Genomic DNA, 18,805 nt, shown 5'->3' with positions numbered 1-18,805 from the left:
ATTTTGCGCGACAAGGTGGCGCAATGACCGACGCCCCGGCCAAGCGCCTGTCCTTTCCAAGAGTGCTTGCATTCTCGTCGCTGAGCGTGCCGCTGGCTGGCGTTGGCCTGCCTGTCGGGGTTTACCTTGCGCCACTCTATGCGCGCGATGTCGGCCTTGGCCTGGAGCTGACCGGCCTCCTGTTCATGCTCCTCCGCTTCTGGGACATTTTCACCGATCCGGTGATGGGATATCTCGTCGACAGCTACCGCTCGCCCTGGGGGCGGGTGCGCCACTGGGTCGTGCTGTCGGTGCCGATCCTCGGCCTCGCCACCTTCTTCGTCTACATGCCGAGCAAGGGGGCGGGGCCCGGATATTTCATCGGCTGGATGCTGCTCTTCTATGTCGGTTTTACCCTGTTGCAGACCGCGCGGTCGGCCTGGGTGCCGGCCATCGCGGCGGACTATGACGACCGGTCCCGGTTTTTCCAGTGGTCGGAAATCGTCAGTACGCTGTTCATGCTCGTCTTGCTGGCGATCCCAGCCATCCTGGATCTGACAGGCATCGCAACCGGGCGGTTCATGCAGGTGGCCGTGATGGGCTGGCTGCTCTTGCTTTCGCTTCCGGTGACTGCCGCGCTCGCCTGCCTGTTCGTGCCGGACGATCCGATGCGCGGCGACACGGGCGCAGGGATGCGGTTCCGGTTCGGACCGTTCCTGGCGGCGCTGAAGAACAAGTATCTCGGGCGCGTCCTGGTCATGGAGCTGCTGACCGGGACGGCGATCGCGGTAACCGCGGCGAATTACCTGTTCGTTGCTGAATTCGTGTTCGGCCTCTCGGACGGCCTGTCCAGTCTGGTGCTGATGATCTTTTTCCTGATGGCGGTGCTGGCGCTGCCGTTCTGGCTCAATCTCGCCAAGCGGACGGAGAAGAATATCGCCTTCCGCGCCGCCGTGCTGACCTCCATGGCGAGCTTCGTCATCTATTACATTGCTGGGCAGATTGGCGGCTTCTGGCCGTTGATGATCGGGGCCTTGCTCAATGGCGCCGCATTCAGTGCGCCCATCGTGCTGACCCGATCGATGACGGCGGATGTGGTAGAGTGGCAGGCGGCCCAGACCGGCGAGAACCGGTCCGGCATCTACTATTCGCTGATCACCAGCGCCTACAAGATCGGCAACAGTCTCGCTTTTGGCGTCGGCTATTTCATTGTCGGGCAGGTGGCCGGGTTCCATCCGAGCCAGGAAAACTCGCCCGAGACCATTCATGGCCTTCTGGTCGTCTTCTGCCTCTTGCCGGGGCTGCTGTATCTCGCCGCCGCGCTGGTCTCCAGCCGTTATCCCTTCACGCGTGCCATGCAACAGGAAGTCAGCCGCAGCCTCGACCCGCGCGGGCCAGAGCCACTGGACTGAACCGCTGGACTAGAAACCGCCACCTTCAGCCAGCCATTCCATTTCAGCTTCGGTCGACGCACGGCCAAGCGCCTCGTTGCGATGAGGGAACCGGCCAAACTGGTCGATCACGTCCTTATGTGCGTGGGCATATCGGAGCGTGCTCTCGATCAGGCTGCGGAAGGGCTCACGCGAGCTGGCGAGGAGATCGGTAAACCGGGCGACAGATTCGGTCTGGTCCTCAGGCGCCTCGGAATGCTCCAGCGGCAGATAGAAGAAGATCCGTTCGCATTCGGACAATTCCTTGTCCTCACCCAGCGCCAGGCCGTCCTTGCAGAGGAGGAGCGCGAGATCGTCCTGGTGGAAGGCACGCGGCTCGCCGCGGAACAGGTTGCGGCTGAATTGGTCCAACACGATGATCGCGGCCAGCCGCCCGCGTGGCCCCCTTGCGGCCCAGTCCTCGGCGGCGGGCAAGTGCGACAGGACTTCCAGCAGCGGCAGGAACCGCTCGCGGATGTCCGCGTCGGTGGCCTCGGACTTGCCGAACCAGAGCTTGTTCTTTTCGCCTGCAGCTTCTGCGGACTCCGCGGCTGCGCCGATCCAGTAGCCGAGCACGTCTTCGGGGGTGGGCAGGCCGCTCATGACGCCGGCCTCGCCGCCACGATCATGTAGTTGACCGAGACATCGTCGCTTAGGCTCCAGCTGCCGGACAGGGGCGAGAAGGACACGCCGACCGCAGGTTCCGGGTTCAGCCCCGCATCCGATAGCGGGCCGCTGACGTCTTCCGGAGGAAGGAATTTCGACCAGTCATGCGTGCCGGGCGGCAGCCAGCGCAGCACATATTCCGCGCCGATGACCGCCGTCGCCAGCGCCTTCGCCGTCTTGTTCAGCGTCGCCACAATCATCAGGCCGCCGGGGCGCACGAGGCTGGCGCAATCCTTCAGGAACTGGGACGGGTCTGCGACATGTTCGACGACTTCCATGTTCAGGACGAGGTCGAACGGGCCTTCACCAGCATCGATCAGGCCTTCGGCCGTACCGGCCCGGTAATCGATCTCCAAACCCTGCTCACGGGCATGGGTTAGGGCCGTCTTGATATTGGCCTCGGAGGCATCGACTCCGGTCACTGCAGCGCCAAGTCGGGCCATCGGCTCGCTGACCAGCCCGCCGCCACAGCCGATATCCAGCATCTTCAGGCCTTCCAGCGGCTTCACCTTGCCGGCTTCGATGCCGAAATGGCGCTCCGCCGTCTCGCGGATGAATTTCAGGCGCGTCGGGTTGAACCGGTGCAGGGGCCGGAACTTGCCTTTCGGATCCCACCAGTCGGCCGCCATGGCCGAAAATTTTGCAACCTCGTCCGGATCGATGCTCGGCGTCTTCGGCGCGCCGGAGGATCCTTCAATTGTTTTCACCATGCGACTTAATCTCGTTTGATCCGCGCGACATCTGCCCCTAATAGGGCGCTCTGAATGGGGGCACACCCCTCACGGACAGGATATAGGGCGAAATGGCGCGCACGGTACTCAAGTTTGGCGGCACTTCGGTGAAAGACCTCGATCGTATTGCGAACGTGGCCGACATTGTCGCCGCCCGCGCGGCGAAGGGCGAGCATCTGGCGGTCGTGGTGTCCGCCATGGCGGGCGAGACCAACAAGCTGGTCGCGCTGGCAGAAGGGGCCGCCGGAGAGGGCATGGCCCGCGAGAAGTTCGACGACGAGTACGACGTCGTCGTGGCCTCGGGTGAGCAGGTGACGGCCGGCCTTCTGGCGCTGGCGCTGCGCAAGCGCGGCCTCAAGGCACGTTCCTGGCTCGGCTGGCAGCTGCGCCTGAAGACCAATGCCAGCCATGGCCGCGCACGCATCGCCGGGTTCGACGATTCCAAGCTGCCGGATTCCATCGATGCTGGCGAAATCGCCGTGATCGCCGGCTTCCAGGGCGTGACCGATGACGAGCGGGTCACCACGCTCGGCCGGGGCGGCTCCGATACCAGCGCTGTCGCGGTCGCGGCCGCGCTGAATGCCAAGGTCTGCGACATCTATACCGACGTCGACGGCGTTTACACGACCGATCCGCGCATCGTTCCCAAGGCGCGCCGGATCGACAAGATTTCGTTCGAGGAGATGCTCGAACTGGCCTCGCTGGGCGCCAAGGTCCTCCAGACCCGCTCGGTGGAAATGGCCATGAACCACAACGTGCCGGTGCGCGTCCTCTCCAGCTTCGTGAAGCCCGGCGAGGAAAGCCCCGGAACCCTAGTCTGCGCAGAGGAAGAAATCGTGGAAAAGCAGGTTGTCAGCGGTGTCGCCTATTCGCGCGACGAGGCAAAGGTCACGCTCTATGGCATGCCGGACAAGCCGGGCGTGTCGGCCAAGATCTTCTCGGCGCTGGCCCAGGCGGGGATCAATGTCGACATGATCGTCCAGGCCAACGCCCGCGGGCCCGAGCGCGCCAACATGGTGTTCACCTGCACCGACCGGGACAGCCCGTTCGCCCGCGAAACGCTGGAAAAGCTGAAGGACGAGATCGGCTTTGAATCGATGGACGTGACGCGAGACGTGTCCAAGGTCTCGATCGTCGGCGTCGGCATGAAGAGCCATACCGGCGTTGCCGAAACCATGTTCCGGGCGCTTGCCGAAAAGAACATCAACATTGACGTGATTTCGACCTCGGAGATCAAGATTTCGGTTTTGATTGAGGCATCCTATACCGAACTGGCCGTGCGGGCGCTGCATACAGCCTTCGGCCTTGACGCCGAGTGAGGGCGCTTGCCACAGTCAGGGTCTAGATGGCCTACAACCTGCCTGCCACTCGCCTGTTGATGAACCGCCTGCGCCAGATGATGGCGGAGGATGGTGAAACACGTTCCCGGCTCGATAGTGTGGTACAGCTGATCGCCTCCACCATGGTGGCGGATGTGTGCTCCATCTACCTGCGCCATCGCGGCGGCACGCTTATCCTGCTCGCCACGGAGGGCCTGAAGCCGGAAGCCGTCGGCAATACGCGCCTTTCCGCAAATGAGGGCCTGGTCGGTCTCGTCGCCCGGAGGGCCGAGCCCATGGCGATCCAGGATGCGCCGCGTCATCCGGCCTTCTCATATCGCCCGGAGACGGGGGAAGACCCGTTCCACGCCTTTCTCGGTGTGCCGGTCCTGCGCGGTGGGCGGGTTATCGGTGTCCTGACGGTCCAGAACCGGACCGAGCGCCTCTACGGCGACGAGGAAATCGACACGCTGCAGACCATTGCCATGGTGCTGGCCGAGATCGTCGACCGGATCGATCCGGAACATCTCGGCAGCGGCGACGTCCAGAGGCGCGCCCGCAACCTTGCGACGCTGAAGGGCCGGGTGTTCTGCGAAGGCCTCGGCTATGGCCGCGCCGTGCTGTACGACCCGGTGGTCCCCGCGGCCAAATTCTTCGCCGGAGACCAGGAAATCGAGGCCCGCCGCCTCACCCAGGCGCTGGTGGGCCTGAGGGCTTCCATCGACCGGATGATGGCGATTGACGGCGCTGCCCTTGGGGAAGACCCGCGGGATGTGATGGAAACCTACCGTCTGCTGGCCCACGATCCGTCATGGGCCGAAAAGCTGCAGGAAGGCGTGCGCTCGGGCCTTTCGGCGGAGGCTTCGGTCGACCGGGCCCGGCGCGAGCACCGCGCCCGCCTGCAAAGTGCGCGCGATCCCTATCTCCGTGAGCGCCTGCACGACCTCGAAGACCTCGACAACCGCCTCCTGCGCATTCTCGGTGGCGACGAAGGCAAGCCGCAGATCAGCGAGGAGCGCAGCGTGCTCGTCGCCCGCCGCCTCGGCCCGGCAGAACTGCTGGAATACGCCAATGCGGGCCTGCGCGGCATCCTGATGGAAGAGGCGGCGGCTTCGTCCCATGCTGCCATCGTGGCGCGCGCCCTCGGTATCCCGACGCTGGGGGGCATCGAAGGCCTGACCACGCGGATCGACCAGGGCGACTGGCTGATCGTTGATGCGGAAGAGGGGGTGCTGCATGTGCGCCCCGATGACAGCCTGTATGACGCCTACAAGGCCCGCGTCGCGCTCCGGTCGGAGCGGCAGGCCGCCTATGCCGCGCTGCGCGACCTGCCGGCCAAGACCAAGGACGGCCACACCGTCCGCCTGATGCTGAATGCCGGCCTCGACCTCGATCTCGACATGCTGGCTCCCGCCGGGGCGGATGGCGTCGGCCTGTTCCGTACTGAATTCCAGTTTCTTGTCTCCGAGACCCTGCCTAGCATGGAGGATCAGATCACGCTGTACCGTCGTGTGCTGGACAAGGCGGCAGGTAAGCCGGTGATATTCCGTACGCTGGACCTTGGCGGCGACAAGGTGCTGCCGGCGCTCAATCTCCAGCGCGAGGAGAATCCGGCACTCGGCTGGCGCTCCATCCGCTTCGCGCTCGACCATAAAGGCCTCTTCCGGCGCCAGCTGCGGGCGCTCGTCCGGGCGGCCGGGAACAACCCGCTGACCGTCATGTTCCCGATGGTTACGGTTCCGGAAGAATTTTTCGAGGCGCGCGACCTGCTCCTGAAAGAGGTCGAATGGACCGCCGAAAGGACCGGAAAACGCCCCTCGAAACTTGAAATCGGTGTCATGTTGGAGACGCCGGCGCTCGCCTACAGCCTGAAGGAACTGGCTGGCGCGGCGGAATTCCTGTCCGTCGGCACCAATGACCTGATGCAGTTCTTTTATGCTGCCGACCGGATGACCCCGCATGTCTCTGATCGGTACGACCTTGTTTTTCCAAGCGCCCTTAGATTCCTGAAGGACGTTGCCGAAGACTGTGCCAGATATGGAATCCGCCTCTCTGCCTGCGGTGAGGCGACCGGGTCGGCCCTTTCGGCGCTCTGTTTCGTTGCGCTCGGGTTTACCAACCTGTCGATGTCGGCGGGGTCCATCGGTCCTGTCAAACGCATGATAAGAAGCCTTGATATGTCGGCGTTTCAGGCCGATTTTCTGGCTGCGCTTGATGCTCCGAACGGATCGTTCCGTAACCAGTTGTTAGGGCTTGCGGCACAACATGCCGTCGAGCTGCCGGAAGGTTGATGGATCGGCCCGTTGGGTTAACCTCTCTGTCGGACTAAATCTTGCGCAGTCGCTCATATGACCGCCGGAAACGGGCGGAACTGGACAAACATGGCACACGACGAGACCAACCCTCCCGAAACGACCGACTCTGCCCCTGAGACGGACGGACGAGCCATGTCTGAGGGTGAGCGCTTCGCGCTGGCCAGCGAAATCTTCCGCACCCGCTCCTTCGAGGGCGAAGAGCTGCGGATGGGCCAGGTGCTGCGCCGCGTGCGCGAGGCGCGCGGGCTGGATCTCGACAAGATCAGCGCCGACACGCGCCTGCGCAAGGAATTCCTGATGTGGGTGGAGCGGATGGAAGTGGGCGAGCTGCCGAAGGGCGGCTACCTCACCGCCATTCTCGGCACCTATGCCACCTATCTGGGCCTGCCCAAGAAAGACGTCATCGCGATCTACACCAAGGAGTGTGGCGCCGTCGACGAAGTGAAAGAGGCTGCCCCGGTCGAGAAGATCGGCCGGATCGGGCCTGAACGCGCCCGCTGGCCGCTGATGCTGGCCTCGGCGGCTGCGCTGGTCGTCCTCGCGGCGAGCGCCATCGGCGTGTCGCAGATGCTGCGGCCGGCCCCAGAAGCCATCGATGGCCCGGCCATTGTGGCGGTGAACGGCGCGCGCGACAGCCTGTTTGCCGACTCCGACGACCATCCGGTGCCGGAATCCCTGCCGCTTGAACTCGTGGCGGTCCGTCAGGGCTGGCTGGAAGTGCGCGGCGCCGACGGCACCATCTTCCGCAACCGTACCATGGTCGAAGGCGAGTCCTACTTCCCGCGCCTCAACGCCGGCTGGACCGTCTCGGCCCGCGATGGCGGCGCCTTCAAGTGGCGCGTCGGCGACATCGCGGTCGGCCCGCTCGGCCCTGATGGTGCGCAGGTCTTCTCGGTCAGCGTCGACGAACAACTCGTCCGCGCCGCCGAAGCCGCCGCGCCGACCGTTGCCGCGAATGGCGGATCGAAAGCCACTCGCTAAGAGGCCTCAGCAGCGTTGACGCATTGCCCCGGCGGCCCGGACGCGCCATCTAGGGCGGTGAAACGGCAAAGGCACTCCCGATGAGCCACAATGCGATCCGTCCCTGGCGCGACATCACGCGGCGAAAGTCCCGCCAGATCCGCGTGGGCAATATTCTCGTTGGCGGCGATGCGCCGATTGCCGTGCAGACCATGACCAACACGCCGACCGAGGACGCTGACGCGACCATCGCGCAGATCCTCCGCGCGGCCGAGGCCGGGGCCGACATTGTGCGCGTGTCCTGCCCGACGGAAGAGTCGACGGCTGCCATGCCGGCCATCTGCAAGGCCTCGCCGGTGCCGATCGTTGCGGACATCCATTTCCACTACAAGCGGGGTATCGAGGCGGCCGACGCCGGAGCCGCCTGCCTGCGCATCAATCCCGGCAATATCGGCTCTGCAGCACGCGTGAAGGAAGTCGTTGCAGCCGCGCGCGCCAATGGCTGTTCCATCCGGATTGGCGTCAATGGCGGCAGCCTTGAAAAGCACCTGCTCGAAAAATACGGCGAGCCATGCCCGGACGCGATGGTGGAAAGCGCGCTGGACCATGCGCGCATCCTCGATGACCTCGGCTTCCACGAATACAAGATCTCGGTGAAGGCCTCGGACATGTTCCTCACTGTGGCGGCTTACCAGCAGCTCGCCGAGGCGACCGACGCGCCGCTGCATCTCGGCATTACCGAGGCGGGTGGCCTGCGGACGGGGACGGTCAAATCCTCCATCGGCATGGGCGCACTGCTTTGGGCCGGCATCGGCGACACGATCCGTGTGTCGCTCTCGGCCGATCCGGTCGAAGAGGTGAAGGTCGGCTTCGAGATGCTGAAGTCGCTGGGCCTGCGCACCCGGGGCGTGAACATCGTCGCTTGCCCGAGCTGCGCGCGGCAGGGCTTCGACGTCATCAGGACCGTCGAAATCCTCGAACAGCGCCTTGCGCACATCCATGAGCCGATCTCGCTGTCCATCATCGGCTGCGTCGTCAACGGACCGGGGGAGGCGGCACTGACCGATCTCGGCTTCACCGGCGGCGGCAAGGAAAGCGGCAAGATGTTCGTGGCCGGACGGCCCGACCACAATGTCTCGAATGCCGACATGATCGAGCACATCGTGGCCCTGGTGGAAGCCAAGGCCGAGCGCCTGAAAGCAGAGCGCGAGGCGGCCGAGGGCGTTGCGGCCGAGTAGGCCGGCGAAGGCGTTTCATGACTCCTGACCTCCTGCTTCTCTTTGCAGACCGCGCCGGCGTGTTCGTCTTCGCCATCTCCGGCGGCATCATGGCCGTGCGCAAGCAGATGGACCTGTTCGGTGTCATCGTGCTCGCCTTCCTGCCCGCGATCGGCGGTGGTACGCTGCGCGATGTGATCCTGTCCCAGCCGGTGTTCTGGCTGGAAGATACGCAGGCACTGGGCCTTGCCGTTGCAGGCGGGCTCACGGCCTTTTTCTTCCACAAATGGCTGGAGAATTTCCGGCCGCTGCGCTGGGCCGATGCATTCGGCATGGCATTGTTCGCCGTCACAGGGGCGGCCAAGGCGGCCGCGCTCGGCTTTGGTTGGCCGGTCGTGCTGATCATGGGCACGATGACGGCGAGTGCCGGCGGCCTGCTTCGCGATGTGGTGGCGAATGAAGAGCCGCTCCTGCTGATGAAGTCTGAAATCTACGCGACCGCCGCGCTGCTCGGCTCCGGCGTCTATTTTGTCGTGCGCGTGCGGACTGGCGACGAGATGCTTGCGTTCGGCACGGGCCTGGTCTCCGCTTTCGTCCTTCGGGCGCTGGCCATCGTGTTCAAGCTTTCCCTGCCGCGCTCGCCCGTCTAGGACAGCCCCGGCGCCGGGCACATCCTGCAGGTGAATGCGGTTTCCTTAGCGTTCCGTTTGCCGAAGTATGTGAGGTTCGCGCCGCTCGAGCCCCGATCCGGATACTGACTTGACCGAAGATATTTCCCCGCGAGAGACGCCCGCCGCGATGGCGAAGCGGATCGCGAAGCGAGCGATGCGCCGTTTGCTCGCATTCCAGTTCCTGATTTCGTCCAAGATCGATCACGCCGCCGTGGTCAAATCCGTGCGCGAGGATGGCGTTCTGTCCGGCCGCTACATCTTCATGATCGTGATGGCGTGCGCCATTGCGACGCTCGGCCTGCTCCTGTCGTCTCCGGCCGTGATCATCGGCGCCATGCTTATTTCTCCGCTCATGGGGCCCATCATGCTGATGGGATTTTCGCTCACCATCCTGGACCTCCATTCGCTCCGCCGCGCGATCGTGACGCTTGCGGCAGGCGCCGCCGGCGCACTGATCATTTCTTTTCTGATCGTGAAACTGTCGCCGCTGAACGATGCGACCCCGGAAATCCTCGCGCGCACGCGGCCGAATTTCTTTGACCTTCTGGTCGCGATCTTTTCCGGGCTTGCCGGCGGCTATGCCGTGATCACCGGCAAGGGCGGCACGATTGTCGGCGTCGCCATCGCCACCGCCCTGATGCCGCCGCTCGCGGTGACGGGCTTCGGTCTTGCCGTCGGATCGATGCCGGTGGCGGGCGGGGCCTTCTTCCTGTTCATGACGAACCTCTTGGCGATCGCGCTGTCGGTGACAGTCCTTGCCCGGGTCTATGGCTTCGGGACCGGCTATGGTCCGAGGCGCGGCTATCTCCAGTCGGCGCTGATCGTTGCCGTGTTTGCAGCGCTCTCGATTCCGCTCGGCCTTGCCTTGCGCGACATCGCCTACGAGACGCGCGCCACAAATCTCGTGCGCGAGAACCTGCTTGCGCCATTCGACGGCGTGCAGGCCCGCGTGTCCGATTATTTCGTGTCCTTCCCGCGCGGCCGTCCCGTGCAGGTCGAGGCGACCATCCTCACCCGCACCCGCACGCCGGATGCCGAAGCGCAGGTGCAGCAGCTCCTGTCGCAAAAGCTCGAACGCAATGTCGAGGTAACGCTGTCCCAGGTGCTGATCGACGAAGACAAGGATCTCGAAACCGCAAAGATCCTCGACCTCGCGGAATCTTCCCTCGGTGCGCCGCTGCGGGAGGAAATCTCGCGCATCGAAGTCATGGCAGACAAGCGCCGCCAGGAGGCAGATGTGAAAGCCGCTGCGACGTTTGCGCTTGCCGGGTCGGACATCGACGCAGACACCATGACCGCCACACTGTTCGCGGCATCCGATCCGGCCTTTTCAATCTCCGCCTACAGATCGATGGAGGCGCGTATGTCGGAGAATTTCGGGGATTGGAAGATCGCCGTCGTTCCGCCGGTCGGGGAATTGCCGCCCATTCCCTTCTCGGATGGTTCGGAAGAGTTGGATGAGAATGCCGGCCGCGTTCTGGCCGATTGCGTCTGGGCCCTGCGCCGCTGGGGCACCCAGGAGGTTGAGGCCGTCGGCCATGCGTCGACATCGGGCGAACTGCAACGGTTCGACAACCGCTCCCTCGCATTCCGTCGGGCGCAGGCCGTGGCCGCACGGCTTGAAGCCGAAGGCTTCACAGCGACGCCAGCGGGCGAATACCGCGCTGCCAACCAGAAACAGGGTGAGCGGGATTTCGGCCTTCAAGCCTACCAGAAAGTCCGGATACGTCCGAAATAGGCCGTATCAACCAATTCCCAGCATACGGAACAACTGAGTCAGCGCCTTGCCGTGCGCCGCGAGGCCTGTGCGCCCCGCTGCCGTGATTTTCAGGACGGTGCGCGGGCGTTTGCCTTGGAACTCCTTGAGGATGTCCACAAGGCCGGCATCCTCCAGCTTGGTCAGGTGCGTCGACAGGTTTCCCTGTGTCAGTCCCGTCTCGGCCATGAGATAAGAAAAGTCCGCGCTTTCGACCGAATGAAGGATCGACAGGATCACAAGCCGGGCCGGCTCATGGATCGTCCGGTCGAGGTCCAGCGCGCGGGCAATCTCCGGCAGTCTGGTCAGCTTATCCACGGCCGGCCTCGATAGTCGCCGGATGCGTCTGCAGGAAGCGGAACAACCTCCCGCATCCCGCAGCGAGAATGACAAGGCCGACGGAAAGGATCAGATAACCCGGTTCCCCAATGCCCAGAAGCGCGCCAATGAACCCGACAGCTCCGGCCAGCACCGCATAGACTGCGAACCGCCGGGCGCCGATCATAAGGCCTGCGAGCAGGCCAACGGCAATCAGCAGGACCGGGATCGCTACGGCCGCATTCGAGAGCAGGTCGGTCCTCACGCCGCCCTGACGCGGAAGCAGGAAAATCAGACAGATTTCGAGGGCGAGGACGCCCACGCCAAATGCCGCCCATCCGGTCAGGGACCGGCGTGTCTCTGCCTTGCGTTCCGCCGTGAAAGCAACGTGCCCGAGACGAGGCTCGACAATGCGGTCGCGTCCGATTTTCCAGAAGGGAATCAGCACCGCCGGGATCGCCGCGCTCGGTGCGATCCAATCGAGGATCCAGAAAAGCCCGGTCAGGGCGATTCCGGTGCCAACCAGAACATCAAGCCAGCCATCATCGAAGCTCCGGCGGAACAGGCGGGATTCCAGTGTACCTGACGACATAACAAACTCCGTTTGCATAGCCATTATGTTTGTAGTGCAAACAAAAAGCAAGCAAGACAGGCTGTCGCACCCCGTAACGGGGCACAAGCAGCCTGATTTTATTTGAAACCAATGCCAGGCGGCCTCGGCCGGCGGCCTATTCGTTCAGGGCCAGCATCACGTTCGATGCGGCAACCGTCAGGCGGGCCTGATCGGCGTCCAGCACATCCGGGCGGGTCGCGGTTGGATAGGCGACATTCAGCTGGCGCAGCGCCTCCCGGATCGCGACCGCCGCGCTGGCGTGTTCCGCGCCGAGCAGGTCTTCGCTGCGCACGAATGTCGCTTCGGCGGTGCGGGCAAAGCCGTACCCGTCGAGATAGGGCTCATACAGGTCGGTGCTGGCTGCGCCGCGATACATTTTCGAGGCGCGGTCGATCATGTCGGAAATGACGCCCAGTGCGATGCCGGCACTGTCGGTGCCATTGTCCGGTGCCTTGGTTGCGGCATCCTTCAGGGCCGACAGGATCGTGTCGGTGCGAATGTCGATCTGTTCGGTGCTTTCGCCGGCATAGACCGCTGCGGATGCCGCGGTCAGCAGGTCGGTGAAATCGGCTACGCCGCGCGCTTCGAACACCGGCCCCATGTCGAACAGGACTTCCGAGACCGGGTGCGCAAACATTTCGCCGGCTGCGTCGGTCTCGCCGGCGGCAAATGCATCGCGTGCCGCGCGCACATGCGCCTCGGCAACGGCGAGGGCGACGTTATAGATTACCGGATCGGTCGCTGCGACTTCGATGGCGACGCCGCCTTCGCCTTCACCGCCGGAACTGGCCAGCCCGGCCGCGACTTCGGTCGTGTCGGTCACTTCAGCCGCCGGAGCCGTCTCGGCCGGCGCGCTGACCTCGCCAGCAGGCGCGGTTTCAGCGGGGGCTGGCTTGCTGCAGGCCGCCAGCGACCCGGCCGCGAGCGCAGCGCCAAGTCCGAGATGAGTCCAGTGCCTGATACGGAATTCCATGAGCCAGTGCCTCCATTGCTGCGCCCTGTCTTGCTTAAATGAGACGCATTCGCAAGAGGTGATTGCTGCTGGAGATCAGTCGGGCAGGTCGATCCGCAGGGTGCGGCGAAGCGCGAAGAAGGGGGTTCCGTCGATGTCGAATTCCCTGTCCCAGGCTTCTTCCGGAACCTGACCGGCGCAATACTCCTTAAGAATGCCGTTCCAGTGCGCGCCATCGCGGATCGGGTCGCTGGTGTTGCTCTTCATTTCTGCCGCTTCCAGAAATCCGAGGTAAACCAGCACGACCGGCACACCCAATACTGGCGAGTTTCCATCCCCACGCAAAGCGGTTGGCCAGCTGGTAATGGCTGTCGCGGCTGAGCGCAAAGCCGGGACAGGATTCATTCAGTCCCTCCGACGCTTCGTGTATGGCATCCCCGATGCGCTGATGGTTTGCCGGATCACCGCGCGTCTTTCCGTCCCGATGCAGCTCTTTGGAATGCGCCTTGGCTTCAATCAGGATGAGGCCGGGCCGCCCTTGGATCTCGGCGGAAACAACGCCATCCCAGACCGGCGTGCCGGCGCCACGCTTATTCACCAGCCACCAATCCTGCAGCTGCTGCCTCTGGCCGTCAGACAGGAACGGCCTTGCTGCTGCGGAATGCAGCTCGATTTCGTCCCATGCCCGCGTCCACCGCTCGCACATCGTCAATCTCGACCGGGTGCGCGCGATCTCTCCGACCGGGGAAGGGGACGCCGTGATCGAACTCGATACAGGCGAGACCGTACCCGGCTCGCGCCGTTACCGCGACCGCTTCGCGCCGGCCGCCTGACCTTCCCGGCCGGCCACATTCCCGTGAGGGGACTGGCTTCACGCCGAAATCGGGCTAGGTTCCGCCCGGTCTGCAACTGATCGGAAAGCTCACATGCATCGTCAGGTACTCTGGTTCCTCGCCCGGCTGCCGCTGCTGGTCCTGATCTTCGTGGTCGCGCTGATGATGTCGAGCTGCACCATGCTGGGCATGAACTATGCGAGCCTCGAAGTAGACAACAAGCCGGCCGCCATTCCCCCCATCGATGTGTCGGCGCTCAACAATCCGGACGGGCGCGAGCGCAACCGCCTGATGCACACATTCGAGGAAGTGCTCTACGGCCCGTGGCCCTACAATATGCCGGTCAGCTTCGGCGACTGGACCATGATCGACCCGGAATACCTCGACGGCCGCGGCACGCTGGAAGAGGTCGCCATCACCATCGGCAGCGGCGAGGGCGCCCGCACCTTCCACATGGTCACAGCCTTTCCGAACGCCGCCGGCCCCGTTCCGGTCGTCATCAGCCAGACCTTTGCAGACACGTGTTCCGTGTTTCCCGACGAGCCCGTAACTGATGCCGACGGCAACATCTGCGATGGCGGCATGATGGACGGCTTTCCCGGCTGGGTGGCGACGCAGATCTTCGGCACCTATATCGCCCTCGCCCCGGTGGAACGCTATTTCGATGCGGGTCTCGCCTATGCCAGCTTCTACGCCTCGGATTTCATCCCCGACCGGAAGGAAGCCGGCCCCGCGGCCATGGCGCAGCTCGGCGGGCCGATCAATCCGACGTCTGCCCTTATGGCCTGGGCCTACAGTTTCTCCGCCGCCACCGACGTACTGGACGCTGATCCGCGCATCGACCCGAAGAAGGTCGCCGTGATGGGCCATTCCCGGCACGGAAAATCCGCCCTCATTGCGGCAGCCTGGGACCGGCGCATCGGCGCGGTCGTTGCGCATCAGGCCGGATTTGCCGGCGCGTCACTGTCGCGCTCGCACACCGGCGAGCGGCTTGACCGCATGGCGCGGACCTATCCGCACTGGCTCGCACCAGAGGTTCAGGACTGGCTGGACAAGCTCGACGAGATCCCGGTCGACCAGCACGAGCTGCTGGCGCTCGTCGCGCCCACCCCGGTCCTGCTCGGCAATGGGCGCCGGGACGTCTGGTCCGATCCCAATTCCTCTTTCCGCGCGGCCGAGGCGGCGAGTCCGGTCTATGAAGCCGACGGCGTCGCAGGGCTGACGTCGTCCGATATGCGTGCGTTTGACCCTTCGGCCGGGCTTGCATGGTGGTTACGTCCGGGTGGGCACAGCCTTGTCTCCAAAGACATCGACGCCTTCATCTCGTTCCTCGATGCGCATTTTTATCCGGCTGGTCCGGCCGATCGTGCAGACATAGCGGCCAGCCGCCATTGAGCCTCATAAAACCGGCATCCTGACCTCGCGGCAGGGGGCGGACTCGCTTCTGGCCAAAGCCCGGATTGCGCTCTAGCGTCTGCACAAAAGGCTGAAGGGAGGGCCAAGCCAATGCCGATCAATGTCGAATTCCTGTACCCCGTGCTCGCGCTGGTCGTGTGGACGCTGGTGATGTGGCTGTGGATGTATGCGACGCGCATTCCCGCGATGCAGAAAGCGCAGATCAATCCGGACGATGCCCGTCATCCCGGCAGCGGCTACAATGACAGGATACCGCCGAACATCCGGGCTGTGGCCGACAACTACAATCACCTGCATGAGCAGCCGACCGTTTTCTATGCGCTGGTCTTCTTTGCAGCGCTGACCGGCGGTGGCGACAATACAGCCACGATGATCGCCTGGGCCTATGTCGGCCTGCGGATCCTCCATTCCTTCGTGCAGATCCTGTCGCCGAAGGTGACGCTGCGGTTCGGTGTGTTCGTGCTGGCTTCGCTCGCCCTGTTTGTGTTGGCGGGCAAGGAAGTGCTGCGGATACTGCTCTAGTTGCCGGCCGCCAGAACCCGCTCGCAGGCATCGGGCGTCAGCTTGAACGAGGCGACTGCAGAGCTGTTGCCGATGACCTTTTGCGGGTTCTGCATGTCGGAGGTGCTGAGCACGCCACGGGCCGTGCGCAGCACGACGCCAACTTCGACATCGTTTTTCTTCAGCGGCGTGCGGACGTAATCCGCGCAGGCCTTGCGCAGGCGCTCATCCCGGCTCTGGCCATTGCCGGCACCGCTCAGCCCGGCCGGCAGGAGCACCTGCACATCCACCGAGCGGGCATTGCCATGCGGGTTCACCTGCACGATCCGGGCGAAATCCTGCTGGCGGATCGAAGCCTTGCCGGCAAGCTTCAGGGCTTCCTTCCCGATGAAGGCCACGCGCTCCTCAGGACTGGCCTTGTCGAAAGACCAGACGGAAAACGAACAGGTGCTCATCCCGACGACGAGGCTGATCGCAAGCATGCCCAGTTCCGCTTTCATGCCGTGGTCCCTTGTTGGCGCATGGAGTCAGATTCAGCCTAATCTACCGGGACCGATGAAATTTGACGCTAATCCGAGCGGAAAATCCTCCGTTCATGGTTAACCCAATTGCAAGGTGCAACGGCGGCTGGGGGCTTATCAGCGCGCCGGAACGCCTCTAAAGAGGCGCCCCATGGCAAGCATTTCAGATTCCCGCCTCGAACAGGTGATCGATCGTTTCGACGAAGTCGAGGCGCGCATGGGCGCGGCCAGCGACACCGCCGAGATCATCGCCCTGTCGAAGGAACATGCGGAGCTGAAGCCCGTCGTCACCAAGGCCCGCGAACTGGTCGCAGCGCGCCGCGGCCTGAAAGAGGCCGAAGCGCTGGTCCATGGCAGCGACAAGGAAATGGCGGAACTCGCCGAACTGGAAATCGAGGACCTGAAGGACAAGCTGCCCGGTCTCGAACAGGAAATGCAGATCCTCCTCCTTCCCAAGGATGTCGACGATGCCGCCGACATCGTGCTGGAAGTGCGCGCCGGCACCGGCGGCGACGAGGCGGCCATCTTTGCCGGCGACCTCTTCCGCATGTATTCCCGCTATGCCCAGCTGATGGGCTGGAAAGTCGAAGTGGTCGATGCCTCGCCCGGCGACGCAGGCGGCTACAAGGAAATCGTCGCCAATGTTTCCGGTGACGGCGTGTTCGGCCACATGAAATGGGAAAGCGGCGTCCACCGCGTGCAGCGCGTGCCGGCGACGGAGACGCAGGGCCGCATTCACACCTCCGCCGCGACGGTTGCCGTTCTTCCGGCCCCGGAGAATATCGAGATCGACGTGAAGCCCGAAGACATCCGCATCGACACGATGCGCTCGTCCGGGGCAGGCGGCCAGCACGTTAACACGACCGACTCGGCCGTCCGCATCACCCACCTCGCGACCGGCATCGTGGTGACCAGCTCGGAGAAGTCCCAGCACGTCAACCGCGAGAAGGCGATGGAACAGCTGAAGATCCGCCTCTACGAGCGCGAGCGCGCCGAGAAGGACGCCGCCCGTGCCGAAGCGCGCGCCAGTCAGATCGGCTCCGGCGATCGCAGCCAGAAAGTGCGCACCTACAACTATCCCGAAAACCGCGTCACCGATCACCGCATCGGCCTGACGCTCTATTCGCTCGACCGCATCGTCTCCGGCGACAAGCTGCAGGATGTGATCGAGGCGCTGATCACCGAGGACCAGGCCCGCAAGCTCGCCGCGATGGACGCGGCCTGACCTGTCAGGCTTTGCCGCCGAGCGGTTTCTCGCCCGTATAATAAGGCTTCCACCAGCTGATCGTGACCGGCACGGCGACGTTCAGCCAGAACGCGGTCAGCATCAGGATGTAGAACACTTCCGTCGAGATGATGTTCGACTGGACATAGGCGATGTCCAGCACCACGAAGCAAAGCTCCGCCCGGCCGAGCATGCCGAAGCCGATCATCACGCTGTCGCGCCAGGGGAAGGCGCCTGTATAGCGCGCGGCAATCCCCGCCGAAAAGATCTGTGCAAGGAAGACGGCAGCAGTGAGGATCGCGACTTCCGGAATGACGGAAACGAGCAGGTCCCAGTCGAGCACGATCTTGGTGCCGAGCGACACAAAGAACACCGGCCCGATCCATGAGAAGGCGACATTCTCGACGATCCGGCCGACGCGTTGGAACTCCTGTTGGCCCGGCGCGCCTTTACCCTCGAAATAGTCTTCCTTGAGGATCAGGCCGGCCATGTAGGCGCCGACCGCCGGATGAAAGCCCAGCACATGCGCGGCAAGGCCGAGTAGCGCCGCAAACAGAAGGACCGCCAGAACGGCGTGCTGCCCGCTATCATAGGAGAGGAGCTGCTTGATGCCCCAGCGATCGAGGAAGCGCAGGCCCCGCCACAGGCCGGCAATCTGGTGCGGCAGCACCCAGACAGCGATCACAACGACCAGCAGGAAGAACAGGATCGCCTTGCCGACAATGGCGGCGAGTTCCAGCAGCGACGGCGCTGTATCCCCGGCCGCCACCGGGATCAGGATGGCGACCAGCGCCAGCGAGGCGATGTCGTCCAGAATTGCGGAGGTCATGATGCCGGTCGCCGCCTCGGTCTGGCTGAGGCCTTCGCTCTTCAGCGACACCATGGTCAGCGACACCGCCGTCGCCGTCATGGCGAGGCCGGAAATCAGGGCGACATTGAAATTGTGGGTGAAGAACCAGACCGATCCGAACGCGGCGAGGAAGGGTGCCACCGCGCCGAAGAAGGCGATGCCCCAGCTGCGCTTGATGCTGGCGAGGAAGTGGCTCGCATTCTCCTCAAATCCCAGCGCGAACATGATGAGCACGATGCCGACATCCGAGAAGCCGCGGATGAAATCGCTTTCCTCTTTCGGCAACAGGCCGATGTTCACGAACAGGCAGCCGACCGCCAGGTAGTAAAGTACCGGCGTGAGGCGCGTCAGCCGCGCCAGGAACACAGCGACGAACACCCCGGCCCAGATCAGTGTCAGGTGTTCAATTGCGTGCATGGACCCCCTCCATGGTTGATGCACCTGGAGTTTAGAAAAGCTCCACAACAGCCCATATCAGTAAGTCACCGTACCGACACCCTTGCAGTGACCGATTTTGCCGCATCGCGTGCCT

19 protein-coding genes are annotated in these 18,805 nt (G+C 63.9%); 11 read left to right on the top strand and 8 right to left on the bottom strand.

Annotation, left to right across the window (positions count from 1 at the left end; all coding sequences use genetic code 11):
- Nucleotides 1-23 precede the first annotated feature (23 nt).
- Nucleotides 24-1,391, top strand: coding sequence for an MFS transporter (locus tag R3C13_RS11745; RefSeq protein ID WP_371311016.1), 1,368 nt, complete (start codon nucleotides 24-26; stop codon nucleotides 1,389-1,391).
- 9 nt (nucleotides 1,392-1,400) lie between these two features.
- Here R3C13_RS11745 and R3C13_RS11740 read toward each other — a convergent pair whose 3' ends face one another.
- Both R3C13_RS11740 and ubiG read right to left on the bottom strand, forming a co-directional pair.
- On the bottom strand, nucleotides 1,401-2,012 hold the full coding sequence (locus tag R3C13_RS11740) for a DUF924 family protein (RefSeq protein ID WP_371311015.1): 612 nt from the start codon (nucleotides 2,010-2,012) through the stop codon (nucleotides 1,401-1,403).
- The gene (ubiG, locus tag R3C13_RS11735; RefSeq protein WP_371311014.1) at nucleotides 2,009-2,785 is read right to left on the bottom strand and encodes a bifunctional 2-polyprenyl-6-hydroxyphenol methylase/3-demethylubiquinol 3-O-methyltransferase UbiG; all 777 of its coding nucleotides are present in this window, start codon (nucleotides 2,783-2,785) and stop codon (nucleotides 2,009-2,011) included. The genes R3C13_RS11740 and ubiG overlap by 4 nt, the downstream gene beginning before the upstream one ends.
- 92 nt (nucleotides 2,786-2,877) lie before the next feature.
- On the opposite strand from ubiG, the gene R3C13_RS11730 reads away from it, so the two are divergent.
- From R3C13_RS11730 to R3C13_RS11705, 6 genes are all read left to right on the top strand, one after another.
- A complete protein-coding gene (locus tag R3C13_RS11730; protein ID WP_371311013.1) occupies nucleotides 2,878-4,125 on the top strand; it encodes an aspartate kinase in 1,248 nt (415 codons plus the stop codon).
- 26 nt (nucleotides 4,126-4,151) lie between these two features.
- Nucleotides 4,152-6,416 carry a phosphoenolpyruvate--protein phosphotransferase gene (ptsP, locus tag R3C13_RS11725; RefSeq protein WP_371311012.1) on the top strand — a complete coding sequence of 755 codons (2,265 nt, stop codon included), beginning with the start codon at nucleotides 4,152-4,154 and terminating at the stop codon, nucleotides 6,414-6,416.
- Nucleotides 6,417-6,506: 90 nt separating this feature from the next.
- Nucleotides 6,507-7,421 carry a helix-turn-helix domain-containing protein gene (locus tag R3C13_RS11720; RefSeq protein ID WP_371311011.1) on the top strand — a complete coding sequence of 305 codons (915 nt, stop codon included), beginning with the start codon at nucleotides 6,507-6,509 and terminating at the stop codon, nucleotides 7,419-7,421.
- Nucleotides 7,422-7,501: 80 nt separating this feature from the next.
- On the top strand, nucleotides 7,502-8,638 hold the full coding sequence (gene ispG / locus R3C13_RS11715) for a flavodoxin-dependent (E)-4-hydroxy-3-methylbut-2-enyl-diphosphate synthase (protein WP_371311010.1): 1,137 nt from the start codon (nucleotides 7,502-7,504) through the stop codon (nucleotides 8,636-8,638).
- A gap of 17 nt (nucleotides 8,639-8,655) precedes the next feature.
- On the top strand, nucleotides 8,656-9,267 hold the full coding sequence (locus R3C13_RS11710) for a trimeric intracellular cation channel family protein (protein WP_371311009.1): 612 nt from the start codon (nucleotides 8,656-8,658) through the stop codon (nucleotides 9,265-9,267).
- A 109-nt stretch (nucleotides 9,268-9,376) separates the two neighbouring features.
- The gene (locus R3C13_RS11705; RefSeq protein WP_371311008.1) at nucleotides 9,377-11,026 is read left to right on the top strand and encodes a DUF389 domain-containing protein; all 1,650 of its coding nucleotides are present in this window, start codon (nucleotides 9,377-9,379) and stop codon (nucleotides 11,024-11,026) included.
- A 6-nt stretch (nucleotides 11,027-11,032) separates the two neighbouring features.
- Here R3C13_RS11705 and R3C13_RS11700 read toward each other — a convergent pair whose 3' ends face one another.
- The 4 genes from R3C13_RS11700 to R3C13_RS11685 all read right to left on the bottom strand — a co-directional run bounded on the left by R3C13_RS11700 (nucleotide 11,033) and on the right by R3C13_RS11685 (nucleotide 13,332).
- Nucleotides 11,033-11,362 carry a winged helix-turn-helix domain-containing protein gene (locus tag R3C13_RS11700; RefSeq protein WP_371311007.1) on the bottom strand — a complete coding sequence of 110 codons (330 nt, stop codon included), beginning with the start codon at nucleotides 11,360-11,362 and terminating at the stop codon, nucleotides 11,033-11,035.
- Nucleotides 11,355-11,954, bottom strand: a complete 600-nt coding sequence (locus tag R3C13_RS11695) for a hypothetical protein (protein WP_371311006.1) — start codon at nucleotides 11,952-11,954, stop codon at nucleotides 11,355-11,357. The genes R3C13_RS11700 and R3C13_RS11695 overlap by 8 nt, the downstream gene beginning before the upstream one ends.
- Before the next feature lie 136 nt (nucleotides 11,955-12,090).
- Nucleotides 12,091-12,948 (bottom strand): hypothetical protein, encoded by an 858-nt coding sequence (locus tag R3C13_RS11690; RefSeq protein ID WP_371311005.1) that lies wholly within the window; start codon nucleotides 12,946-12,948, stop codon nucleotides 12,091-12,093.
- 75 nt (nucleotides 12,949-13,023) lie between these two features.
- Nucleotides 13,024-13,332 (bottom strand): hypothetical protein, encoded by a 309-nt coding sequence (locus R3C13_RS11685; protein WP_371311004.1) that lies wholly within the window; start codon nucleotides 13,330-13,332, stop codon nucleotides 13,024-13,026.
- A gap of 170 nt (nucleotides 13,333-13,502) precedes the next feature.
- Between R3C13_RS11685 and R3C13_RS11680 the strand changes: the two genes are divergently transcribed.
- From R3C13_RS11680 to R3C13_RS11670, 3 genes are all read left to right on the top strand, one after another.
- Nucleotides 13,503-13,760: a LytTR family DNA-binding domain-containing protein gene (locus R3C13_RS11680; protein ID WP_371311003.1), complete on the top strand. Its 258-nt coding sequence runs from the start codon at nucleotides 13,503-13,505 to the stop codon at nucleotides 13,758-13,760.
- Nucleotides 13,761-13,853: 93 nt separating this feature from the next.
- Nucleotides 13,854-15,155 carry an alpha/beta hydrolase family protein gene (locus R3C13_RS11675; RefSeq protein ID WP_371311002.1) on the top strand — a complete coding sequence of 434 codons (1,302 nt, stop codon included), beginning with the start codon at nucleotides 13,854-13,856 and terminating at the stop codon, nucleotides 15,153-15,155.
- A gap of 111 nt (nucleotides 15,156-15,266) precedes the next feature.
- On the top strand, nucleotides 15,267-15,698 hold the full coding sequence (locus R3C13_RS11670; protein ID WP_371311001.1) for an MAPEG family protein: 432 nt from the start codon (nucleotides 15,267-15,269) through the stop codon (nucleotides 15,696-15,698).
- Here R3C13_RS11670 and R3C13_RS11665 read toward each other — a convergent pair.
- On the bottom strand, nucleotides 15,695-16,177 hold the full coding sequence (locus tag R3C13_RS11665; protein ID WP_371311000.1) for a hypothetical protein: 483 nt from the start codon (nucleotides 16,175-16,177) through the stop codon (nucleotides 15,695-15,697). The genes R3C13_RS11670 and R3C13_RS11665 overlap by 4 nt on opposite strands.
- Before the next feature lie 172 nt (nucleotides 16,178-16,349).
- On the opposite strand from R3C13_RS11665, the gene prfA reads away from it, so the two are divergent.
- Nucleotides 16,350-17,423 (top strand): peptide chain release factor 1, encoded by a 1,074-nt coding sequence (gene prfA / locus R3C13_RS11660; RefSeq protein ID WP_371310999.1) that lies wholly within the window; start codon nucleotides 16,350-16,352, stop codon nucleotides 17,421-17,423.
- Nucleotides 17,424-17,427: 4 nt separating this feature from the next.
- Here the strand turns inward: prfA and R3C13_RS11655 are convergent, their stop codons facing one another.
- Complete coding sequence (locus R3C13_RS11655; RefSeq protein WP_371310998.1) at nucleotides 17,428-18,690, bottom strand: cation:proton antiporter; 1,263 nt, start codon at nucleotides 18,688-18,690, stop codon at nucleotides 17,428-17,430.
- Nucleotides 18,691-18,805: the final 115 nt, after the last annotated feature.

This window comes from Hyphomonas sp. (assembly GCF_041398385.1).
Lineage (GTDB): Bacteria > Pseudomonadota > Alphaproteobacteria > Caulobacterales > Hyphomonadaceae > Hyphomonas.
The sequence above is the reverse complement of the archived record's forward strand: the minus strand, read 5'-3'. Positions and strand labels throughout refer to the sequence as shown.